This window comes from Mycobacterium sp. DL592, from assembly GCF_011694515.1.
GTDB lineage: Bacteria > Actinomycetota > Actinomycetes > Mycobacteriales > Mycobacteriaceae > Mycobacterium.
Window position 1 is genome coordinate 3,392,069 of sequence record NZ_CP050192.1, and the last position, 17,216, is coordinate 3,409,284.

The window sequence follows — 17,216 nt, forward strand, 5'->3', positions numbered from 1 at the left end:
GAACTGATGAGAAGGACTTGCCATGGAGTTCTTGGTCGACATGACCACCCATGTCCCGGCGGGCACCCCACCGGAGACGGTGGAGGACATCCGCACCCGCGAGGCGGCCCGCGCTCGCGAACTCGCCGCTGACGGAACGGTTTTGCGGCTGTGGCGGCCACCGTTGGCGCCGGGTGAATGGCGCACGATCGGACTGTTCGCCGCCGACGGCGACCGGGCGCTCGACGAGAGCTTGGCGTCGATGCCGCTGCATGTCTGGCGCACCGACGCGGTGACACCGCTGGCGCCGCATCCCAACGATCCGCGGTCCACGCGGGGTCGCCACGATCAGGAGTTCCTGACCAGTTTGACGATCACCGTTCCGCCCGCGACGACCGATGACGTTGTCGGCGAACTGAAAAGGCAGGAGGCGATCCACGCCCGCGAGCTCGCCGGCGAGGGCAGGCTGGTCCGGCTGTGGACACCACCGAACGCTCCGGGCCAGTGGCGGACGTGGGGTCTGTGGAGCGGGCGGGACCGGTCCGAGCTGTCGGCGACCCTCGAGTCGCTGCCTCTGCACGTGTGGATGACCGTCGAGACGACACCGCTCACCCCGCACCCCAACGACCCGCAGGGAGTCCGATCATGAGCACCGTGTCGGCGACGACCACCGCCTCGAGACGATTCGCCGTCGACGCGCTGGCCGATTTCGTGGTGTCTGCCGAGCCGGCCGACATTCCCGGCGGCGCCGCGGCGCTGTTGCGCCGCAATGTCCTCGACAGCATCGCCTGCGCGATCGCCGCCCTCGACGGTGAGACCGTGCGGGCGGTGCGCGACCAGATCGAAGCCGTGGGCGCCAGGCCGCGAGCCCGACTGATCGGTGGCGGCTGGTCGAGTGTGGATCAAGCCGCGCTGTTCAACTCTGTCGCGGTGCGCTACGTCGATCTGCTCGACACCTTCCTGACCCCCGGCGGACTGTGCCATCCGGCCGACAACTTCGGCGCACTGCTGTCGGTGGCCGAGAGCACAGCGGCGACCGGATCTGAGTTCCTACTGGCGCTTGCCGTCGCCTACGAAGTGCAGTGCCGGTTCTCGCAGTCCGTGCCGGTCATGGCGCACGGTCTCAACCATGCGCTGCAGCTGGCCATGTCGGTGGCGGCGGGATCGGCCAGGCTGCTGGGTCTGAGCGCCGCGCAGACCGCCGACGCGATCGCGATGGCCGCTGCGGACAACGTCTCGGTGGCAGCCATCCACTCCGAGCCGGTGTCCCACTGGAAAGGCATCTCGCCGGGGATCACCGCACAGCGCGCCGTATACGCGGCCGCCCTGGCTCAGCGTGGTGTCACCGGGCCGCGCGGGCTCATCGACGGACCCAATGGCCTCGAGCACCTGTTCGGCCAACACATCGATCTCCGGCTCGACGAGCCCACACTGGGCGCGGTCGAACACACCTACCTCAAGAAATACTGCGCGTTGATCCACGGCCAGGCGCCCATCGACGCGGTGCTCGCGCTCGCCGCCGAGCACGGTGTCCGGCACAGCGACGTCGAGACCGTCCGGGTCGACACCTTCCAGACCGCCTACGACATCGCAGGCGGCGGGAGCTTCGGCGACAAGGATGCGCCCCGAACCAAGGAGCAGGCGGACTACAACCTGAAGTACCTTGTGGCCGCGGCGCTCATCGACGGGCAGGTCGGCCCTGACCAACTCGACACCGGCCGCATCCGCCGAGCCGATGTCCAGGACCTGCTCAGCCGCGTGACCGTGCGCGCCGACGCCGCGCTCACCGCGCGCTACCCCAGTCATACCCCGGTACGCGTCACGATCACACTGCGCGACGGACACCGGATCACCCGCGACCAGGACGACTTCGAGGGAGCACCCAGCCACCCCATGACATGGGATCGTGTAATCGAGAAGTTCCATTGGCTCGCCGCACCCCGCGTCGGGGAGCCGCGGCGCATCGACATCGTCGCGGCCGTCGCGCACCTCGACGACATCACGGTGCCCGCGTTGATGGATCTGCTGACCGGCTTCGCACCAGGGGAACCCCGATGAACTCGCCATTGTCCTCACTGGGGGTTTCCCTGCCCGTCGTGGCCGCACCCATGGCGGGCGGACCCACCACCGTCGCGATGGTGCTTGCCGCGGCCGAAGCCGGATCGTTCGGTTTCCTCGCCGCCGGATACAAGACGCCAGAAGCGGTGCAGGCCGAGGTCGGGCAGCTGCGTGCGGCGGGGGTGCCGTTCGGTGTCAACGTGTTCGCGCCGAACACCATTGCGGTGGACAGGCAGGCATACCGCGCGTACGCCGCGTCGCTGCAGCCGGAGGCCGACCGCTTCGGGCTCACGCTGCCTGCCGAACCGATCGAGGACGACGACGCCTTCGAAGCCAAGATCGACCAGCTGCGCACCGACCCCGTTCCGGTCGTCAGCTTCACCTTCGGAATTCCTGACCGTGCGGTGATCACCAGCCTGCAGTCGGCCGGAACGTTCGTCATCCAGACCGTCACGTCGGCGGCTGAGGCACAGTTGGCCGCCGACGCGGGAGTCGATGCGCTGGCCGTCCAAAGCGCTTTTGCTGGAGGACATTCGGGTACCTTGACGCCCGCCCGACGCCCCGCTGAGGTGCCGCTCACCGATCTGGTCGCCCAGGTCGTTCACCGCGTCGCCGTGCCGGTGATAGCCGCCGGCGGCATTGCCAGCGCCGGCGACGTGGCTGCGGCGCTACACGCCGGTGCCGCGGCCGTGGCCGTGGGTACCGCCTTGCTCCGCAGTGCGGAAAGCGGAGCCTCGGCAACCCACCGGGCGGCGCTGGCCGACCCCGCGAACACCGAAACGGTTGTGACGCAGGCGTTCACCGGACGGCCCGCCCGCGGCGTGCGTAACAGCTTCATCGACGCCCACGAAGCCGACGCCCCGTTGGGCTATCCGGCGATCCACCACCTCACCAGTGCGCTGCGGAAGGCCGCAGCGGCCGCCGGCAGGCCCGATCTGCTGCATTTGTGGGCCGGCACCGGATTTCGCCACATCACCGAGGAGCCGACGGCGCAGATCCTGACCCACCTGGTAGCCGAGGTCTGAATCCTCAGCGCCGCCGGGCGGTCACCACCAGGTACTCCCACTGCATCGCCGGTGAATCGGCCAGTGCCCGGTCACCGAGTGCGGCCAGGTCCGCGTCGAGTGCAGCGGCCTTGTCCGCGTCATCGATGGACCGGTAGGCCGACACCATCGGCCCGTAGTTGACCTTGAAGTAGTCCCGGAAGCGTGCACCGTCGGCGAAGGCGTCGACGGCCAGCTCACCGCGCCGCAGGTCAATGTACTCGACACGGTCACCGAACAACGCCCGGACATGGGTTTCGTCACCCCACAGCGGAGCCGGTTGCACACCGGGCGGCGGCGGCGCCACATACGGCTTGAGCGTGGCGAACATCTGCCCGATGAAACCCTCGGGCGTCCAGCTCAGCACGGCGATCCGGCCGCCGGGCCGACACACTCGGACCAGTTCGTCGGCCGCCTGCTGATGGTGCGGGGCGAACATCACCCCGATACAGGACATGACGGCGTCGAACTCCGCGTCGCCGAACGGCAGCGCCTCGGCGTTGGCCTCGCGGAACTCGACATCCACGCCGCGCCGGTCAGGCAGGCTCCGTCCGTGCGCCAGTAGTTCCGGGCACAGGTCGCTGGCGATGACGCGGGCGCCGGCCGCGGCAGCGGCGAACGCCGCGTTGCCGGTACCGGCCGCAACGTCGAGAACCCGCTGTCCCGGCTGGATATCGGCAGCCGCCACCAGGTCGGCTCCCAGCGGGGCGACGAGATCGTCGGCGACGGCCGGATAATCTCCCAGCGCCCACAGTGCCCGATGCCGGGCCTCGAGTTCACGGTCGACAGTTGTTGCACTCATGGTGTTCTCCCCTCTCGAAGTGCTGATCTCATCGTGCGCGCGGCGGCGACGCGGTTCCAGTGCCGGAAGTGAACCGAATGCAGTACAGGATCTGTACTAGTCACGGTCGCCGTGAAGGCGTGTACTGGAAGGACCGCGGAAAGGAGCACGCCATGTCGGGCTATGGGCAGTTCTGTCCGGTCGCCAAGGCGATGGAGTTACTCGACGAGCGCTGGACGCTTCTGGTGGTGCGCGAATTGCTGCAGGGCAGTGCGCATTTCAACGACCTGCGCCGCGGCGTGCCCAAGATGTCACCGGCGCTGCTGTCCAAGCGACTCAAGTCGCTGGCGCGCGCCGGGGTGGTGCAGCGCAGCGAGATCGACGGGCGCGCCACCTACAGCCTGACCGAGTGCGGCCGTGAGCTGGCAGGCGTGGTCGACGCCATCGGCGCGTGGGGGGTGCGCTGGATTCCGCAGATGGGCGACGACGACCTCGATCCGCACCTGCTGTTCTGGGATGTCCAGCGCAACATCCCGATCGACAGCTGGCCGCGGGCCCGAACCACCGTGGCCTTCGAACTCGACGGCGTCGCCCCGAAGGCGTCGCGGTGGTGGCTGGTGGTCACCGAGGGTCACGCCGACGTCTGTGACTTCGACCCGGGATACGACGTCGCCGCCACAGTGAAGACGAGCCTGCGCACCCTCACCGAGATCTGGCGCGGCGACGTGTCATGGTCGCGGGCGCTGCTCGACGGGCGCACCGCCGTCTCGGGTGACGCGGCCGCCCGCAAGGCCTTGCCCGAGTGGATCGGCCAGTCCAAGATCGCCGCGGTACCGCGGCCCGCCTAGTTCTTGAGGCAGGATTCGGCGCCGTTGATGACGCCGTCGCGGTAGTGCCGGATCCGCTCGAACCCGGCGCCCTGGCGGTTGACGTCACCGTCGCCGCGGAACACCAGCAGCGCGGTGATCGCCTCGTCGAGGTCTCCGGGCGAGATGCGGAAACTGCTTGTCTGCGAACGGTTTCCGAGCACCACGCTGGCGGTGTAGGCGCCCGCGAAGCAGTCTGCGCGCAGCGACTGGGTCTTGTCGTCGGACTTGTCGTTGGCCCGCGTCAGCGCGGCCAGGCCGTACTGGGTGGCCAGTAGTGTGGCCACCGCGAAGTCGCCGCCCTGGCGATACACCGTCGGCATGGCGTCGACGTTGTCCCAGCCGATGTAATCGTCGGGGACGCAATAGAACAGTGCGTAGTCCTTGGTGGAGTTGCCGCCGCACGTGGGCGGGTTGGCCGGGTCGAACGGCTCGAGTCCCTTGAGCGGTAACCACTTCCCGCCGTCGGTGAGCTCCGGGTACACCTGGCTCCAGTAGTCCTCCAGGTCGTAGGGCACCCCGTTGATGATGGAGTCGTACGGCGCATCCCCGCCGCTGGCCGCGTCCTGAGCGTCGTTGAAGGGCAGTTCGACGACCACCGGGTTGTCGTCGCGGTAGGCCTTGCAGGCAGTGGGCCCGTTGTCGTATCCGTCCTGGAAAGCACCGACGCGGTCGAAACCACTGCCGTGTGCCGACGGGTCGATCTTGCTGGTGCCCGGCGAGTCTCGAAGGTCGAGGATGCCGGCCAGCGCGGTGTCCAGTTCGGCGGCGTTGGCCTTGAAGAGTCCGGTGTCCTGGGCGTGTTTGGCCCACCCACCGGCGAAGCAGTCGGCCTGAAGTTCCTTGGTGACCGTGCGGGCGGTGAAGTTCGAGCGGGCCTGCACCGCGTGACCCCACTCGTGGGCCAGCACGATGGGGATGACGAAATCACCGAACTTGGATTGCAGTTCCGGCAGCAGCTTCTCGGAATCCCAGGCGACATCGTCCTTGGTCGAGCAGTAGAAGGCATTGCCGGCGATCTCGCTGGCATCGGCGGCGCACGGCGGCAGATCGCCCGAAGACGGGACCACCGCGTAGAAGCCGCCCTCGACCGGCTTGTAGTCGCTGCCGTACAGCTTGGGGAACTCATCGCCCCAGTACTTCTGCAGATCGGCGATCGCCGCGACGGCGATCTTGTTCACCGGCGTCGAGGCGTCACCGTGGATGGTGATGTCACTGGACGGCGGCGCCTGCGACACCGGCGTGGCCGTCACCGTCTTCGAACCACCGCAGCCGGCCACCAGGATTGCCACCGCGACAACGGGCAGTACACGCGCACGCATGCGCGAACATTAGCCAGAAACCACGCATTATGCGTCCCGTACGGCAAAAGCCGTACGTCCGAGTTCCGCTGAGCGTTGCTGAGTGTTTACTTGATCAACGGATCGCGCGGCATGCCCAGAATTCGTTCGGCGATCTGATTGCGGGTGACCTCCGAGGTGCCACCGGCGATCGCCATTCCGCGGGCGCCCATCGCCGCACGGGCTGCCAGCTCACCCTCGCCACCCTCGAGCACCAGTTCGGGGCCCAGCAGCGATGCCGCGATGGCACCCTGCTCCTGAAAGTGCTCGGCGAGTTTGAGTTTGGTGATGTTGCCCTCGGGGCCGGGGCCGGCACCCTCGATACTGCGGACGACGCGGCGCAGGTTCAACAGCCGCAGCGCGTGGTCCTCGGCGAGGAACCGGCCGACCCGCTGCTTGGCGCCGATGACATGGTCGCCGTTGCGCTTGGCCAGGTCCACCAGCCAGGCGGAGGCGGGTGCGATGCCGCCGGCGCCGCCACCGATACTGACCCGCTCGTTGCCGAGGGTTGCCCGCGCGACGGTCCACCCGGCGTTGGGTTCACCGACCACGTCATCGTCCGGGACGAACACGTCGGTGAAGAACACCTCGTTGAACTCCGAGCCGCCGGTGATCTGCCGCAGTGGCCGAACCTCGACACCCGGTGCCTCCATGTCCAGGATCACCATCGTGATGCCCTGGTGCTTGGGGGCATCGAAGTCGGTGCGCACCGTGGCCAGTCCGCGCTTGCAATAGTGCGCGCCGCTGGTCCACACCTTCTGGCCGGTGATCTTCCAACCGCCGTCGACCCGGGTGGCGCGGGTCTTGACCGCCGCCGCATCCGAGCCGGCCGACGGTTCGGAGAATAACTGGCACCAGATCTCGTCCTTGCGCAGCGCCTTCTCCACGAATCGTTCGATCTGCGAAGGTGTTCCGTGCTGGACCAGCGTCAGGATGACCCAGCCGGTGATGCCGTAGTCGGGACGCGTGATACCCGCTGAGGCGAACTCCTCCTCGATCAGAAGCTGCTCGATGGCACCTGCGGCGCGACCCCACGGCTTGGGCCAGTGCGGCATGATGTAGCCCGTGGCGATCAGCTCGTCGACCTGAGCCTTGTCGTCGAGCTTGGCGAGTTCGGCAGCATCCGAACGGATCTGCTCGCGCAGCGCATCGGCGTCGGCGGGCAGGTCGAGGCTGTTGGACCGGCTCACCCCCAACGCAGTCAGATTGAAAACGTCGGTCGACGGTCCGTCTCCACCCAGCAGCGCCTGCAGGGTCAGGGCACGGCGCAGGTGCAGATGCGCGTCGTGCTCCCAGGTGAAGCCGATACCGCCGTGCACCTGAATGTTGAGCTCGGCGTTGCGGACATAGGCGCCGAAGGCCAATGTCGCTGCGGCAGCGGCGATCAGCTCGAACTGGGACTGCCCTTCCTCGGCGGACTCTCCCGCCGCGCGGGCGGCATCCCACACCACGGCGACCGTGGACTCGGCGGCCACCACCATGTTGGCGCAGTGGTGCTTGACCGCCTGAAAGGTGGCGATGGTGCGGCCGAACTGTTCACGCACCTTGGCGTATTCGACCGCGGTGTCCACGCAGTCCGATGCCCCACCGGCTGCCTCAGCCGCGAACAGGGTGCGCGCGTAGGCGACCGCGGCCGAGCGCCCTTCGATCAGGATGTTGTCGCCTACGGAGACCTCAGTCAGCGACACCCGGCCCGAGCGGCGGGTGCGGTCGAGGTTTCCGGGCACCTCGACCGTCACCCCGCTCGCGTGCCGGTCGACGAGCACCACATCCTCACCGGCCACCAGAAGCAGCAGATCGGCCAGGCCGGCACCCAGAACAACACCGGCGTCACCGGTTGCCGTCTCGCCCGAGAGTGCGACGTCACCACCCAAACCGATTGCGGCGGTGACCGTTCCGTCGATCAGGCCGGGCAGCAGCCGGGCCTTCTGTTCGTCGGTGCCGGCTGCCGAGATGACGGCCGAGGCGACGACGGTCGGGACGAACGGCCCCGGCGCCACAGCGCGGCCGAGTTCGTCAACGACGACGACGAGTTCGGGCAGTCCGTATCCCGAGCCGCCGTACTGCTCGTCGACGTGCAGGCCGAGCCAGCCGAGTTCGGCCAGCTCGGCCCAGAACGCCGGCCGGGCCTCGTCATCTGAGTCGAGGAGCTCTCGCGCCGCCCAGCGCGCCTTCTGCGCGGTCAGAAAGGAGCGCGCCACCTCCCCGAGTTCACGGTGATCGTCGGTCAGTGCGATACCCATCAGTGTCCTCTCGAGGCTGCGCCAGTTCTCCTAATGCCTTACCACAACCGCCGTCAGTCGCTTCCGGAACCCGGCTCTCACTTGGGGGCGAAACGCTGCCCGGCGTCCAGGCGGATGCACTGCCCGTTGAGCATCGGGTTCTCGACGATCGCCGCGACCAGCTTGGCGAACTCCTCGGGCTTGCCCAGCCGCTTGGGGAAAGCCGCGTCCTTGGTCAGCGCCTTGGCGAACTCATCGGGGATGCCCTTGGTCAGGCCGGTGGCGAACAGGCTGGGCGCGATGGCCAGCGCGCGGATTCCCACACTGCCCAGGTCGCGGGCCATCGTCAGCGACATCCCGGCGATACCGGCCTTGGCTGCGGTGTAGGCCACCTGGCCGATCTGTCCCTCGAACGCCGCGATGGACGCAGTGTTGATGATGACGCCGCGCTCGCCGGTCTCCTCGTCCTCGGGCTCGTTCTTGGCGATGTGGGCAGCGGCCAGCCGGCTGATGTTGAAGCTGGCGATCAGGTTCAGGTCGATCGTGCTGCGGAAGGTCTCCAGCGCGTGCGGGCCGTTCTTGCCCAGGGTCTTCTCCCCGATGCCGCCGCCGGCCGTGGTCAGGATGACGTGCAGGCCACCGAGTGCGTCGACGGCGTCGGCGAGCACCTTCTCGGTGCCCTCGAAGTCGGTGACGTCGACAGCGAAGAACGGGCCGCCGATGGCAGCCGCGACCTCGGGTCCGTCGGTGCCCTCGCGGTCCAGGATCGCCACGCTGGCGCCGCGCGAGGCCAGCAGCTCGGCACTTGCCCGCCCGAAGCCCGAGGCGCCGCCTACGACGATCACCTTCTTGCCCGAGATCTCCATCCGATTCCTCCTGTTGTCGGTGCCGCCTCGGCCCTTACCGTGCAGCTTTCAGTTCCAAATCGGTAAGGACGTTACCGCTCGTCACCGATCGGTAATGAACGTGGGTCACCCCCTCGGCGGTAGGTCAGCGGTACGTTGGCGACATGGCCCGAACCAGCGTTGGTCTGCGGATGGGCGCCGGTATCGCCGCGGCTGCGGTGGCCGTCGGCGTGGCGCAGTTGCTGGCGGTGCTGTTCTCCCCCGCAGCCGACGCCCGCACCGCGGTCGGGACGGCCGTCATCAACCTGACGCCGGGTCCGGTCAAGGAATGGGCGATCCAGACCTTCGGCACCGCCGACAAGTTGTTCCTGTCAGTCATGGTGCTCGTGGTGATCGCGGCACTGGCCGCCGTCAGCGCAATCTGGGAGCGCTCCCGGGTGCCGACGGGCACGCTGGCGATCCTGGCGGGCGCCGTCGCCGGAAGTGCCGCAGTCCTGTCCCGGCCCGGTGCCCACGTCACCGACATCATCCCGACCCTCGTCGGGGCGGCGGCGGGCATCGCCGTGCTGCGCTGGTTGACCTCCGGGCGGATCACCGATGGCCGCGAAACCGCCTCGACGCAGGCCGCCGGCGTCGACCCGGGCCGACGACTGTCGCTGGTGACGTTCGGTCTCGCCGGGCTCGGGCTGCTCAGCGGGGTGGCCGGCGCGGCGATCAGCCGGGGGCTGCGTTCGGTGTCCGGCGACCGGGACAGCTTCGCGTTGCCCACCGTGACGCCACCGGCCCCGCCGGTACCCGCAACTGTGCAGCCGGCCGGCGTGCAGCTGCCGAGCTTCATCACCAGCAACGCCGACTTCTATCGCATCGACACCGCGCTGAGTGTCCCGCAGCTCTCCCGCGCCGACTGGCGGCTGCGGATCCACGGCATGGTCGACCGCGAGATCACCTACACCTTCGAGGATCTGCAGAAGTTCACTCCGATCGAGAAGGTCGTGACGCTGGCGTGCGTGTCGAACCCGGTCGGCGGTGACCTGATCTCCAATGCCACCTGGACCGGCTACCGCGTGCGGGACCTGTTGAGCGCGGCCGGAATTCATTCCGATGCCGACATGGTGCTGTCCACCTCCGTCGACGGCTTCACCGCGGGCACCCCGGTCGAGGCGCTCACCGATGGGCGCGATTCGATGCTCGCGATCGGGATGAACGGCGCACCGCTGCCCGTCGAGCACGGCTACCCGGCGCGGCTGGTGGTTCCCGGGTTGTACGGATACGTCTCGGCCACCAAATGGGTCACGGACCTGGAGCTGACCCGCTTCGACCGGGCGCAGGCCTACTGGACCAAGCTGGGCTGGTCCGAGCGCGGCCCGATCAAAACCGAGTCACGCATCGACGTCCCCCGCGACGGGCAGAAAGTCGCCCAGGGACCGGTCACCTTCGGCGGGGTCGCCTGGGCCCAGAACCGCGGCGTGAAAGCCGTCGAGGTCCAGATCGACGACGGACCGTGGCAGCCGGCCCAGTTGGGGGCGTCCTACTCCAACGACGCCTGGCGACTGTGGAGCTTCCCGTGGACCGCCACTCAACCCGGTGCGCACACCGTCACGGTGCGTGCCACCGACAATACCGGCGCAGTACAGACCCAGGACCAGGCTCTACCGGCACCCGACGGGGCGACCGGCTGGCACTCGGTGCGCTTCGACGTCACCTAGTCCTTGCGCCGAGATTGACGTGACGCAGAGGCGCACTCGCAGTGTGTCTGCGTCCGTTCAATCTCGGTGATGTCAGTCGGCCATGCCACTCTGGAGGCATGTTGCTCGGCGATGTTGCGGCGGCCTCAGCCGATGTGACGGCGACGTCATCGCGGCTGGCGAAGGTCGCCCGGATCGTCGACCTGCTCGGCGCGACGACGGACCCCCGCCTGATCGCGATCGTGGTGTCCTGGCTGTCCGGCGAACTGCCGCAGCGCCAGATCGGTGTCGGCTGGGCCGCCCTGCGTTCGCTGCCCTCCCCTGCCGACGTCCCGGCGCTGACCGTTAGCGAGGTCGACGCCACGTTCAGCGAGATCGGCGCGGTGGCGGGCAAAGGCTCGCAAACCCGGCGTACCGGCCTGCTCGGCGAGCTGTTCGGCGCTGCGACCGCCGACGAGCAGCTGTTCCTGCACCGGCTGCTGTCCGGTGAACTGCGCCAGGGCGCCCTCGGTGGGGTGATGGCCGACGCCGTCGCCAAGGCCGGTGGCCTCCCGGCAGCTGCGGTGCGCCGCGCGGCCATGCTCGGAGGTGAGCTGCCCGCCGTCGCGGCTGCGGCACTCACCGGCGGTGTGCAGGCCCTCGACGAGTTCACCCTGAGCGTCGGCAGACCCGTTGGGCCGATGCTGGCCCAGACCGCGGCAGGAGTCGCCGAGGCACTCGAACGCCTCGGCGGCGAAGCTGTTTTCGAGGCCAAGCTCGACGGGGCGCGGGTGCAGATCCACCGCAGCGGTCAGGACGTCACGGTGTACACCCGAAGCCTCGACGATGTCACCGCCCGGCTTCCAGAGGTGGTCGCGGCCGCCCGCGGTCTTCCGGTCAGCGACCTCATCGCAGACGGGGAGGCCATCGCCCTGCGGCCCGACAACCGCCCGCACCGCTTCCAGGTCACCGCATCCCGGTTCGGCAGGAGCGTCGACATCGCAGCCGCCCAAGCGGCTCAACCACTTTCGGTGTTCTTCTTCGACATCTTGCACCTCGACGGCGTCGACCTGCTCGACCAACCGACCCACCGGCGCATCGCCGCGCTGGAGCAGATCGTGCCCGCCCGCCAGCGGGTCGACCGCCTCGTCACCGCCGATCCTGTTGCAGCGCAACAGTTTCTGGACGCCACCCTGGCAGCCGGGCACGAGGGCGTGATGGCCAAGTCGCCGGCCGGGCCCTACGAGGCAGGCAGGCGGGGCGCCGGCTGGCTGAAGGTCAAACCGGTGCACACCTTGGACTTGGTGGTGCTGGCCGTCGAATGGGGTTCGGGCCGCCGCACGGGCAAGCTGTCCAACATCCACCTCGGCGCGCGCGATCCGGTCAATGACGGCTTCGTCATGCTGGGCAAAACCTTCAAGGGCATGACCGACGCGATGCTGGAGTGGCAGACCGCGCGGTTCACCGAGCTGGCCACCAGCCCGCTGGACCACTACGTGGTGCAGGTCCGCCCCGAGCAGGTCGTCGAGATCGCATTCGACGGTGTGCAGGGCTCCAGCCGCTACCCCGGCGGGATGGCGCTGCGCTTCGCCCGCGTGCTGCGCTACCGCGACGACAAGAGCCCGGCCGAGGCCGACACCATCGACACCGTGCGGGCCTTCTACGAGCGCGGCGCCTAAACGCGGGCGAATTCGGCTTTGCCGCGCTCGAATTCGGCCAGCATCTCCGCGGTCAGCGTCGGCCGGATCTCCCCGATGGCGTCGAGGTAGTCCGGCGTGCCCGCGGGCTCGCCACGGCCATGGCGCATCTCGCGTTCGAACGCGGCCTGCGATCCCTTGCGAGCGGCGAACTCGATGTCGGCCGGGGTGAAGAACTCCGAGGCCGCGACCAGCCGGTCGACGTCGACTTCGGCGCAGGCCTTGCCCAGATAACGCTGCCACACCGCGCGGCGCGCGGGCTGGTCCGGCGGGCCGACCGGGATGACGTAGTCGAAGCGCCCCGGCCGCAGGAACGCCGAGTCCAGCGAGTGCACGGCATTGGTGGCGCACACCAGCAGCCTGCTGTCCTTCTGGCGGAACGCCGGAATGAGTTTCAGCAGCTCGTTGGTCACCCCGAGTTCGGCCGTCGAGGCCCCCGAGCGTGCCGTCGCGATCTCCTCGACCTCGTCGATGAACAGCACGAGCTCGTCGAGTTCGGCCAGCTCGGCGAAGGCCTCCCGCAGCGAGGCCGCCAGCCCGCCGGGTCCGCTGGCCAGCCGCGACGGGAACAGTTCGACGAACGGCCAGCCCAGCCGCGAGGAGATCGCCTTGGCGAAGCTGGTCTTGCCGGTTCCGGGCGGCCCGAACAGGATCACCGCCTTCGGCGGCTGCACCCCGTAGCGTTCGGCGACGTCGGGATGGGCGAGCGGGTCGACGATGCGGCGCTCGATGATCTGCTTCTCCTGCTCCATACCGGCCATCTCCCCGAGCAGGCCGGGCGGCAGCAGCTGGCCGCCGAGTTCGTCGAGCAGATTGGCCTGATCCAGGCCCAGGTGCTCGACCATCTCGAAGTAGACCAGCCCATCGCGTCGCACATAGCCGGAGTTCTCCAAGGCCGCCGCACCGGTCGCCCCATCGGGCATCACCGCACAGATCCGGCGAACGCCTTGTGATCGCAGCCGGCGCTCTAGGTCACCGAGCAATGCGCTGCCGATACCGCGGTGCCGCCAGCGGGAACCGAGCGCGACCAACAGGATCCAGGCCCGCTCGCCCTGGGTCTGCGCCACCGCCATGCCGACGACCTCGTCGCCGACCTCGGCCACCACAGCGGGCTGACCGCTGCGGGCGGCCGCCATCACCTCGGCCACGGTGAACACCGGCTCACCCGAACCGAGGGTACGGCTCTGATCCCAGACCTGAATGGCTTGATCGAGGTCCTCGTCGTGATAGTCGCGCAAACGCCACGGCGGCATCGTCCACCTCCTTCGGTGTCGGGGGAATCGTGCACCGGCCGACGGGCGGCGGCATCCCCCGATCGGTGGTTTTCGGGTGTGGTTGTGACGTGGATGCGATGATTTGCACCTCCCGAGCAGAAAGCGAGTCGATGAGCACCACCGAAGCCGACTTGGTAGACGGCGTCCCGCGCAGCCGAATCGTGGTCGCGTCGATGGTGGGCACCACCATCGAGTTCTACGACTTCTACGCCTATGCCACCGCGGCGGTCCTGGTGTTCCCCCAGCTGTTCTTCCCGAAGGGCAACCCGACCACCGCACTGCTGGCCTCGCTGGCCACCTTCGGCTTGGCGTTCGTGGCCCGGCCGGTGGGCTCAATCCTGTTCGGCCACTTCGGCGATCGGGTCGGGCGAAAGGCAACCCTGGTCGGCTCCCTGCTGACCATGGGCATCGCCACGTTCATCATCGGGCTGCTGCCCACCTACCCCGAGGTGGGTCTGGTCGCTCCGGCGCTGCTGGCGGTGATGCGATTCAGCCAGGGCCTGGCGCTGGGCGGCGAGTGGAGCGGCGCCGCCCTGCTCGCCACCGAGACCGCCAAACCGGGCAGGCGGGGCTGGGCGGCGATGTGGCCGCAACTGGGGGCACCCTTCGGATTCCTGTTGGCCAACGGATTGTTCCTGGCGCTGATCACCTGGCTGGGCAACGGCACCGCCAAACCCGATCCGCAGGGCGCGTTCATGACGTGGGGATGGCGCATCCCGTTCTTGCTCAGCGCGGTGATGGTCGCGGTCGGGCTCTACGTGCGGCTGCGGTTGACCGAGACGCCGGTGTTCCAGCGGGCGCTCGAGCGCGGTGAACGGGTCAAGACGCCGCTGACCGAACTGTTCCGCACGAGTTGGCGCCAACTGATCATCGGCACGTTCGTGATGCTGGCGACCTACACCCTGTTCTACATCGTGACCACCTGGGCGCTGAGCTACGGCACCGGCAAGCGGCCACCGGACGGCACCGGCCTGGGCTTCGGATACGTCGAATTCCTTCGTCTGCAATTGATTTCGGTGCTGTTCTTCGCCGCGCTGATTCCGGTGGCGGGCCGGCTCGCCGACATCTTCGGACGGCGCCGCACCCTGCTGGTCATCACCGCGGCGATCATGGTCTACGGAGCCTTCTTCGGATTCCTACTGGCGCCCGGGCGGGCCTCAGACGGGGCGATGCTGCAGTTCCTGGTGATCGGCATGACGCTGATGGGCCTGACCTTCGGACCGATGAGTGCTGTACTGCCGGAGCTGTTCCCGACCAATGTGCGCTACACCGGTTCAGGTATCGCCTACAACGTGGCCAGCATCCTGGGTGCCGCGGTGGCGCCGTTCATCGCGACCTGGCTGGCCACCAGCTACGGCGTCGGCTGGGTGGGCGTCTACCTGATGGTGGCCGCGGCTCTCACGTTCGTCGCGCTGCTGGCGATGCGTGAAACCAAGGACGCCTCGCTGGATTCGAACTCGATCGGCGATCACCTCGGCGACAGCGTCCACCCCGGCTGATCGGATCGGCCTCGCCTGCGAACTGAGCGCACCGACAGTAACGCCACGGCGAATTACCGACCCCGGATTCCGCCGTGGCGTTACTGTCGCGATCGGATCCGGCTCAACCGCGCCCGCTTCCGCCGGCAATCACCATGTCGCACAACGGCTGTGTCGTCGCGATCAGCCGGGCGTTGGCTTCGTCGACGTCGTCGGCCCACGCCGCGGCCGCCTGCGGTGTGCGGCCACCGTCGATGTGGCGGGCCACCAACCGCCGCCGCCGAACGGGCGCCGGGCAGTCCAGGTAGTACAACCGGTCGAGCAGGCCGCGGACCGCAGCCCAGTCCCCGTCGGGCACCCCCAGGTAATTGCCTTCGGTGACCACCAGCCGCGAATCGCGCGCGACGACGTGCCCGGCCGCCACCGCCTCGTCGAGCTCGCGGCTGAACGCAGGCACGTAGACATCGCCCACCGCGTACTCCGAACGCACCCGCCGCAGCAGCGCCACATAGCCCGCGGCATCGAAAGTGTCGGGTGCACCTTTGCGCCCGCGGCGGCTCAGCCGGTCCAGAACCGCATTGGACAGATGGAACCCGTCCATCGGCAGATAGGCCGCCCCGGCGAACTGGGCCATCAGGGCCTGCGCCGCCGTCGACTTGCCCGCCCCCGGGGGCCCGGTGATGCCGACGACGACCCGCCCCGGTCCGGCGTCGAGCACCACTGTGACGTCTGTGACCAGATCGTCCAGAAAAGTGTCGTCGGCGTAACTGATGGCGAACCGCTTTCGATAGGTCGGGTAGGTCGGGGATGACGACCGCAGAGCAGGACACTTCATGAATCCATTTCGGACCATACGCAGTCGGGGGATCATTCAGGCGGCCATCATCGCCTCGGCCGCATTGCTGATGTTGGGCAACCTCACCGCCCCGCCACCGACGGCCAGGGCTGCCGAGGTCGAATTCCTCAGCGTCCCCTCCCCATCGATGGGCCGCAACATCACCGTCCAATTCCAGGGCGGCGGAGCCAAGGCGGTCTATCTGCTCGACGGCCTGCGCGCCCAGGACGACCGCAACGGCTGGGACATCAACACCGGCGCGTTCTCCTGGTTCAACGACTCCGGGCTGTCGGTGGTCATGCCGGTGGGCGGGATGTCGAGCTTCTACTCCGACTGGTATCGGCCGGCCACCGGGAACGGCACCACCCAGACGTACAAGTGGGAGACGTTTCTGACCTCCGAACTTCCGGCCTGGCTGTCGGCCAACAAGGACGTCAGCCCCAGCGGCAACGCCGTGGTCGGGCTGTCGATGTCGGGCAGCGCCGCGCTGATCCTGGCGGCCTACCACCCGGGCCAGTTCGTGTACGCATCGTCGCTGTCCGGCTTCCTGAACCTTTCGGCCAGCCCGTGGCCGATCCTGGTCTCGGTGGCCATGGCCGATGCGGGCGGGTTCAACGCCCTCGACATGTGGGGGGCTTACGGCGGCGGGGCCTGGCAGCGCAACGACCCGATGCTGCACATCAGCCAACTGGTCGGCAATGGGACGCGGATCTGGGTGTACAGCGGTAACGGCAACCCGACCGACCTGGACGCCGGACTGGGTAATGCCCAGATTCCCGCGCAGCTGCTCGAAGGTCTGACCATCCGGACCAACCAGGAGTTCCAGAACCGCTACCAGGCCGCGGGTGGGCGCAACGGCGTCTTCAATTTCCCGCCCAACGGCACCCACAGCTGGGGCTACTGGGGTGGGCAGTTGCAGGCGATGAAGCCCGACATCCAGCGGGTGCTCGGCGTGGCGCCGACCGCCTGACGTCGCGCCGAGTGGCCACTTAGGGCACGCGATTCGACGGTTGGCGTGTCACATCTGGCCACTCGGCGCGGCCCGCATATGACGAAAGGCCCGGTCCCTTGTTCAGGGACCGGGCCTCTCAGTGTCACGTTGTGTCCGCACCCCACGGGCCGACCTCACTAGTT

The 17,216-nt window shown here is 68.5% G+C and carries 14 protein-coding genes; 8 read left to right on the forward strand and 6 right to left on the reverse strand.

Features of this window, described 5'->3' with window-relative positions; genetic code table 11:
• Positions 1-22 precede the first annotated feature (22 nt).
• The 3 genes from HBE64_RS16285 to HBE64_RS16295 are packed head-to-tail and all read left to right on the forward strand — an operon-like array spanning position 23 to position 3,062.
• The gene (locus HBE64_RS16285) at positions 23-628 is read left to right on the forward strand and encodes a muconolactone Delta-isomerase family protein (RefSeq protein ID WP_167104238.1); all 606 of its coding nucleotides are present in this window, start codon (positions 23-25) and stop codon (positions 626-628) included.
• Positions 625-2,037: an MmgE/PrpD family protein gene (locus HBE64_RS16290; RefSeq protein ID WP_167104241.1), complete on the forward strand. Its 1,413-nt coding sequence runs from the start codon at positions 625-627 to the stop codon at positions 2,035-2,037. The genes HBE64_RS16285 and HBE64_RS16290 overlap by 4 nt, the downstream gene beginning before the upstream one ends.
• Positions 2,034-3,062, forward strand: coding sequence for a nitronate monooxygenase (locus HBE64_RS16295; protein ID WP_167104244.1), 1,029 nt, complete (start codon positions 2,034-2,036; stop codon positions 3,060-3,062). Before HBE64_RS16290 ends, HBE64_RS16295 begins: the two co-directional genes overlap by 4 nt.
• A 4-nt stretch (positions 3,063-3,066) precedes the next feature.
• On the opposite strand, the gene HBE64_RS16300 is transcribed toward HBE64_RS16295, so the two are convergent.
• Positions 3,067-3,882 carry a class I SAM-dependent methyltransferase gene (locus HBE64_RS16300; RefSeq protein WP_167104247.1) on the reverse strand — a complete coding sequence of 272 codons (816 nt, stop codon included), beginning with the start codon at positions 3,880-3,882 and terminating at the stop codon, positions 3,067-3,069.
• 152 nt (positions 3,883-4,034) lie between these two features.
• Here HBE64_RS16300 and HBE64_RS16305 point away from each other — a divergent pair, with 152 nt between their 5' ends.
• Positions 4,035-4,709, forward strand: coding sequence for a helix-turn-helix domain-containing protein (locus HBE64_RS16305; protein WP_167104250.1), 675 nt, complete (start codon positions 4,035-4,037; stop codon positions 4,707-4,709).
• Here HBE64_RS16305 and HBE64_RS16310 read toward each other — a convergent pair.
• From HBE64_RS16310 to HBE64_RS16320, 3 genes are all read right to left on the reverse strand, one after another.
• Positions 4,706-6,049, reverse strand: coding sequence for a neutral zinc metallopeptidase (locus HBE64_RS16310; RefSeq protein WP_167104253.1), 1,344 nt, complete (start codon positions 6,047-6,049; stop codon positions 4,706-4,708). The genes HBE64_RS16305 and HBE64_RS16310 overlap by 4 nt on opposite strands.
• Before the next feature lie 86 nt (positions 6,050-6,135).
• The gene (locus HBE64_RS16315) at positions 6,136-8,310 is read right to left on the reverse strand and encodes an acyl-CoA dehydrogenase (protein WP_167104256.1); all 2,175 of its coding nucleotides are present in this window, start codon (positions 8,308-8,310) and stop codon (positions 6,136-6,138) included.
• A gap of 77 nt (positions 8,311-8,387) precedes the next feature.
• On the reverse strand, positions 8,388-9,155 hold the full coding sequence (locus tag HBE64_RS16320) for an SDR family NAD(P)-dependent oxidoreductase (protein WP_167104259.1): 768 nt from the start codon (positions 9,153-9,155) through the stop codon (positions 8,388-8,390).
• A gap of 143 nt (positions 9,156-9,298) precedes the next feature.
• On the opposite strand from HBE64_RS16320, the gene HBE64_RS16325 reads away from it, so the two are divergent.
• Both HBE64_RS16325 and HBE64_RS16330 read left to right on the forward strand, forming a co-directional pair.
• On the forward strand, positions 9,299-10,840 hold the full coding sequence (locus tag HBE64_RS16325; protein ID WP_167104262.1) for a molybdopterin-dependent oxidoreductase: 1,542 nt from the start codon (positions 9,299-9,301) through the stop codon (positions 10,838-10,840).
• 98 nt (positions 10,841-10,938) lie between these two features.
• Positions 10,939-12,477: an ATP-dependent DNA ligase gene (locus HBE64_RS16330; protein WP_167104264.1), complete on the forward strand. Its 1,539-nt coding sequence runs from the start codon at positions 10,939-10,941 to the stop codon at positions 12,475-12,477.
• Here the strand turns inward: HBE64_RS16330 and HBE64_RS16335 are convergent.
• A complete protein-coding gene (locus HBE64_RS16335; protein ID WP_167104266.1) occupies positions 12,474-13,748 on the reverse strand; it encodes an ATP-binding protein in 1,275 nt (424 codons plus the stop codon). The genes HBE64_RS16330 and HBE64_RS16335 overlap by 4 nt on opposite strands.
• A gap of 131 nt (positions 13,749-13,879) precedes the next feature.
• Between HBE64_RS16335 and HBE64_RS16340 the strand changes: the two genes are divergently transcribed.
• Entirely contained in the window at positions 13,880-15,268 is a 1,389-nt protein-coding gene (locus tag HBE64_RS16340) for an MFS transporter (protein WP_167104269.1), read from the forward strand.
• Between the two features lie 103 nt (positions 15,269-15,371).
• On the opposite strand, the gene HBE64_RS16345 is transcribed toward HBE64_RS16340, so the two are convergent.
• Positions 15,372-16,082, reverse strand: coding sequence for a nucleoside/nucleotide kinase family protein (locus tag HBE64_RS16345; RefSeq protein ID WP_167104272.1), 711 nt, complete (start codon positions 16,080-16,082; stop codon positions 15,372-15,374).
• Between HBE64_RS16345 and HBE64_RS16350 the strand changes: the two genes are divergently transcribed.
• A complete protein-coding gene (locus HBE64_RS16350) occupies positions 16,081-17,052 on the forward strand; it encodes an alpha/beta hydrolase family protein (protein WP_167104275.1) in 972 nt (323 codons plus the stop codon). The genes HBE64_RS16345 and HBE64_RS16350 overlap by 2 nt on opposite strands.
• Positions 17,053-17,216 lie beyond the last annotated feature (164 nt).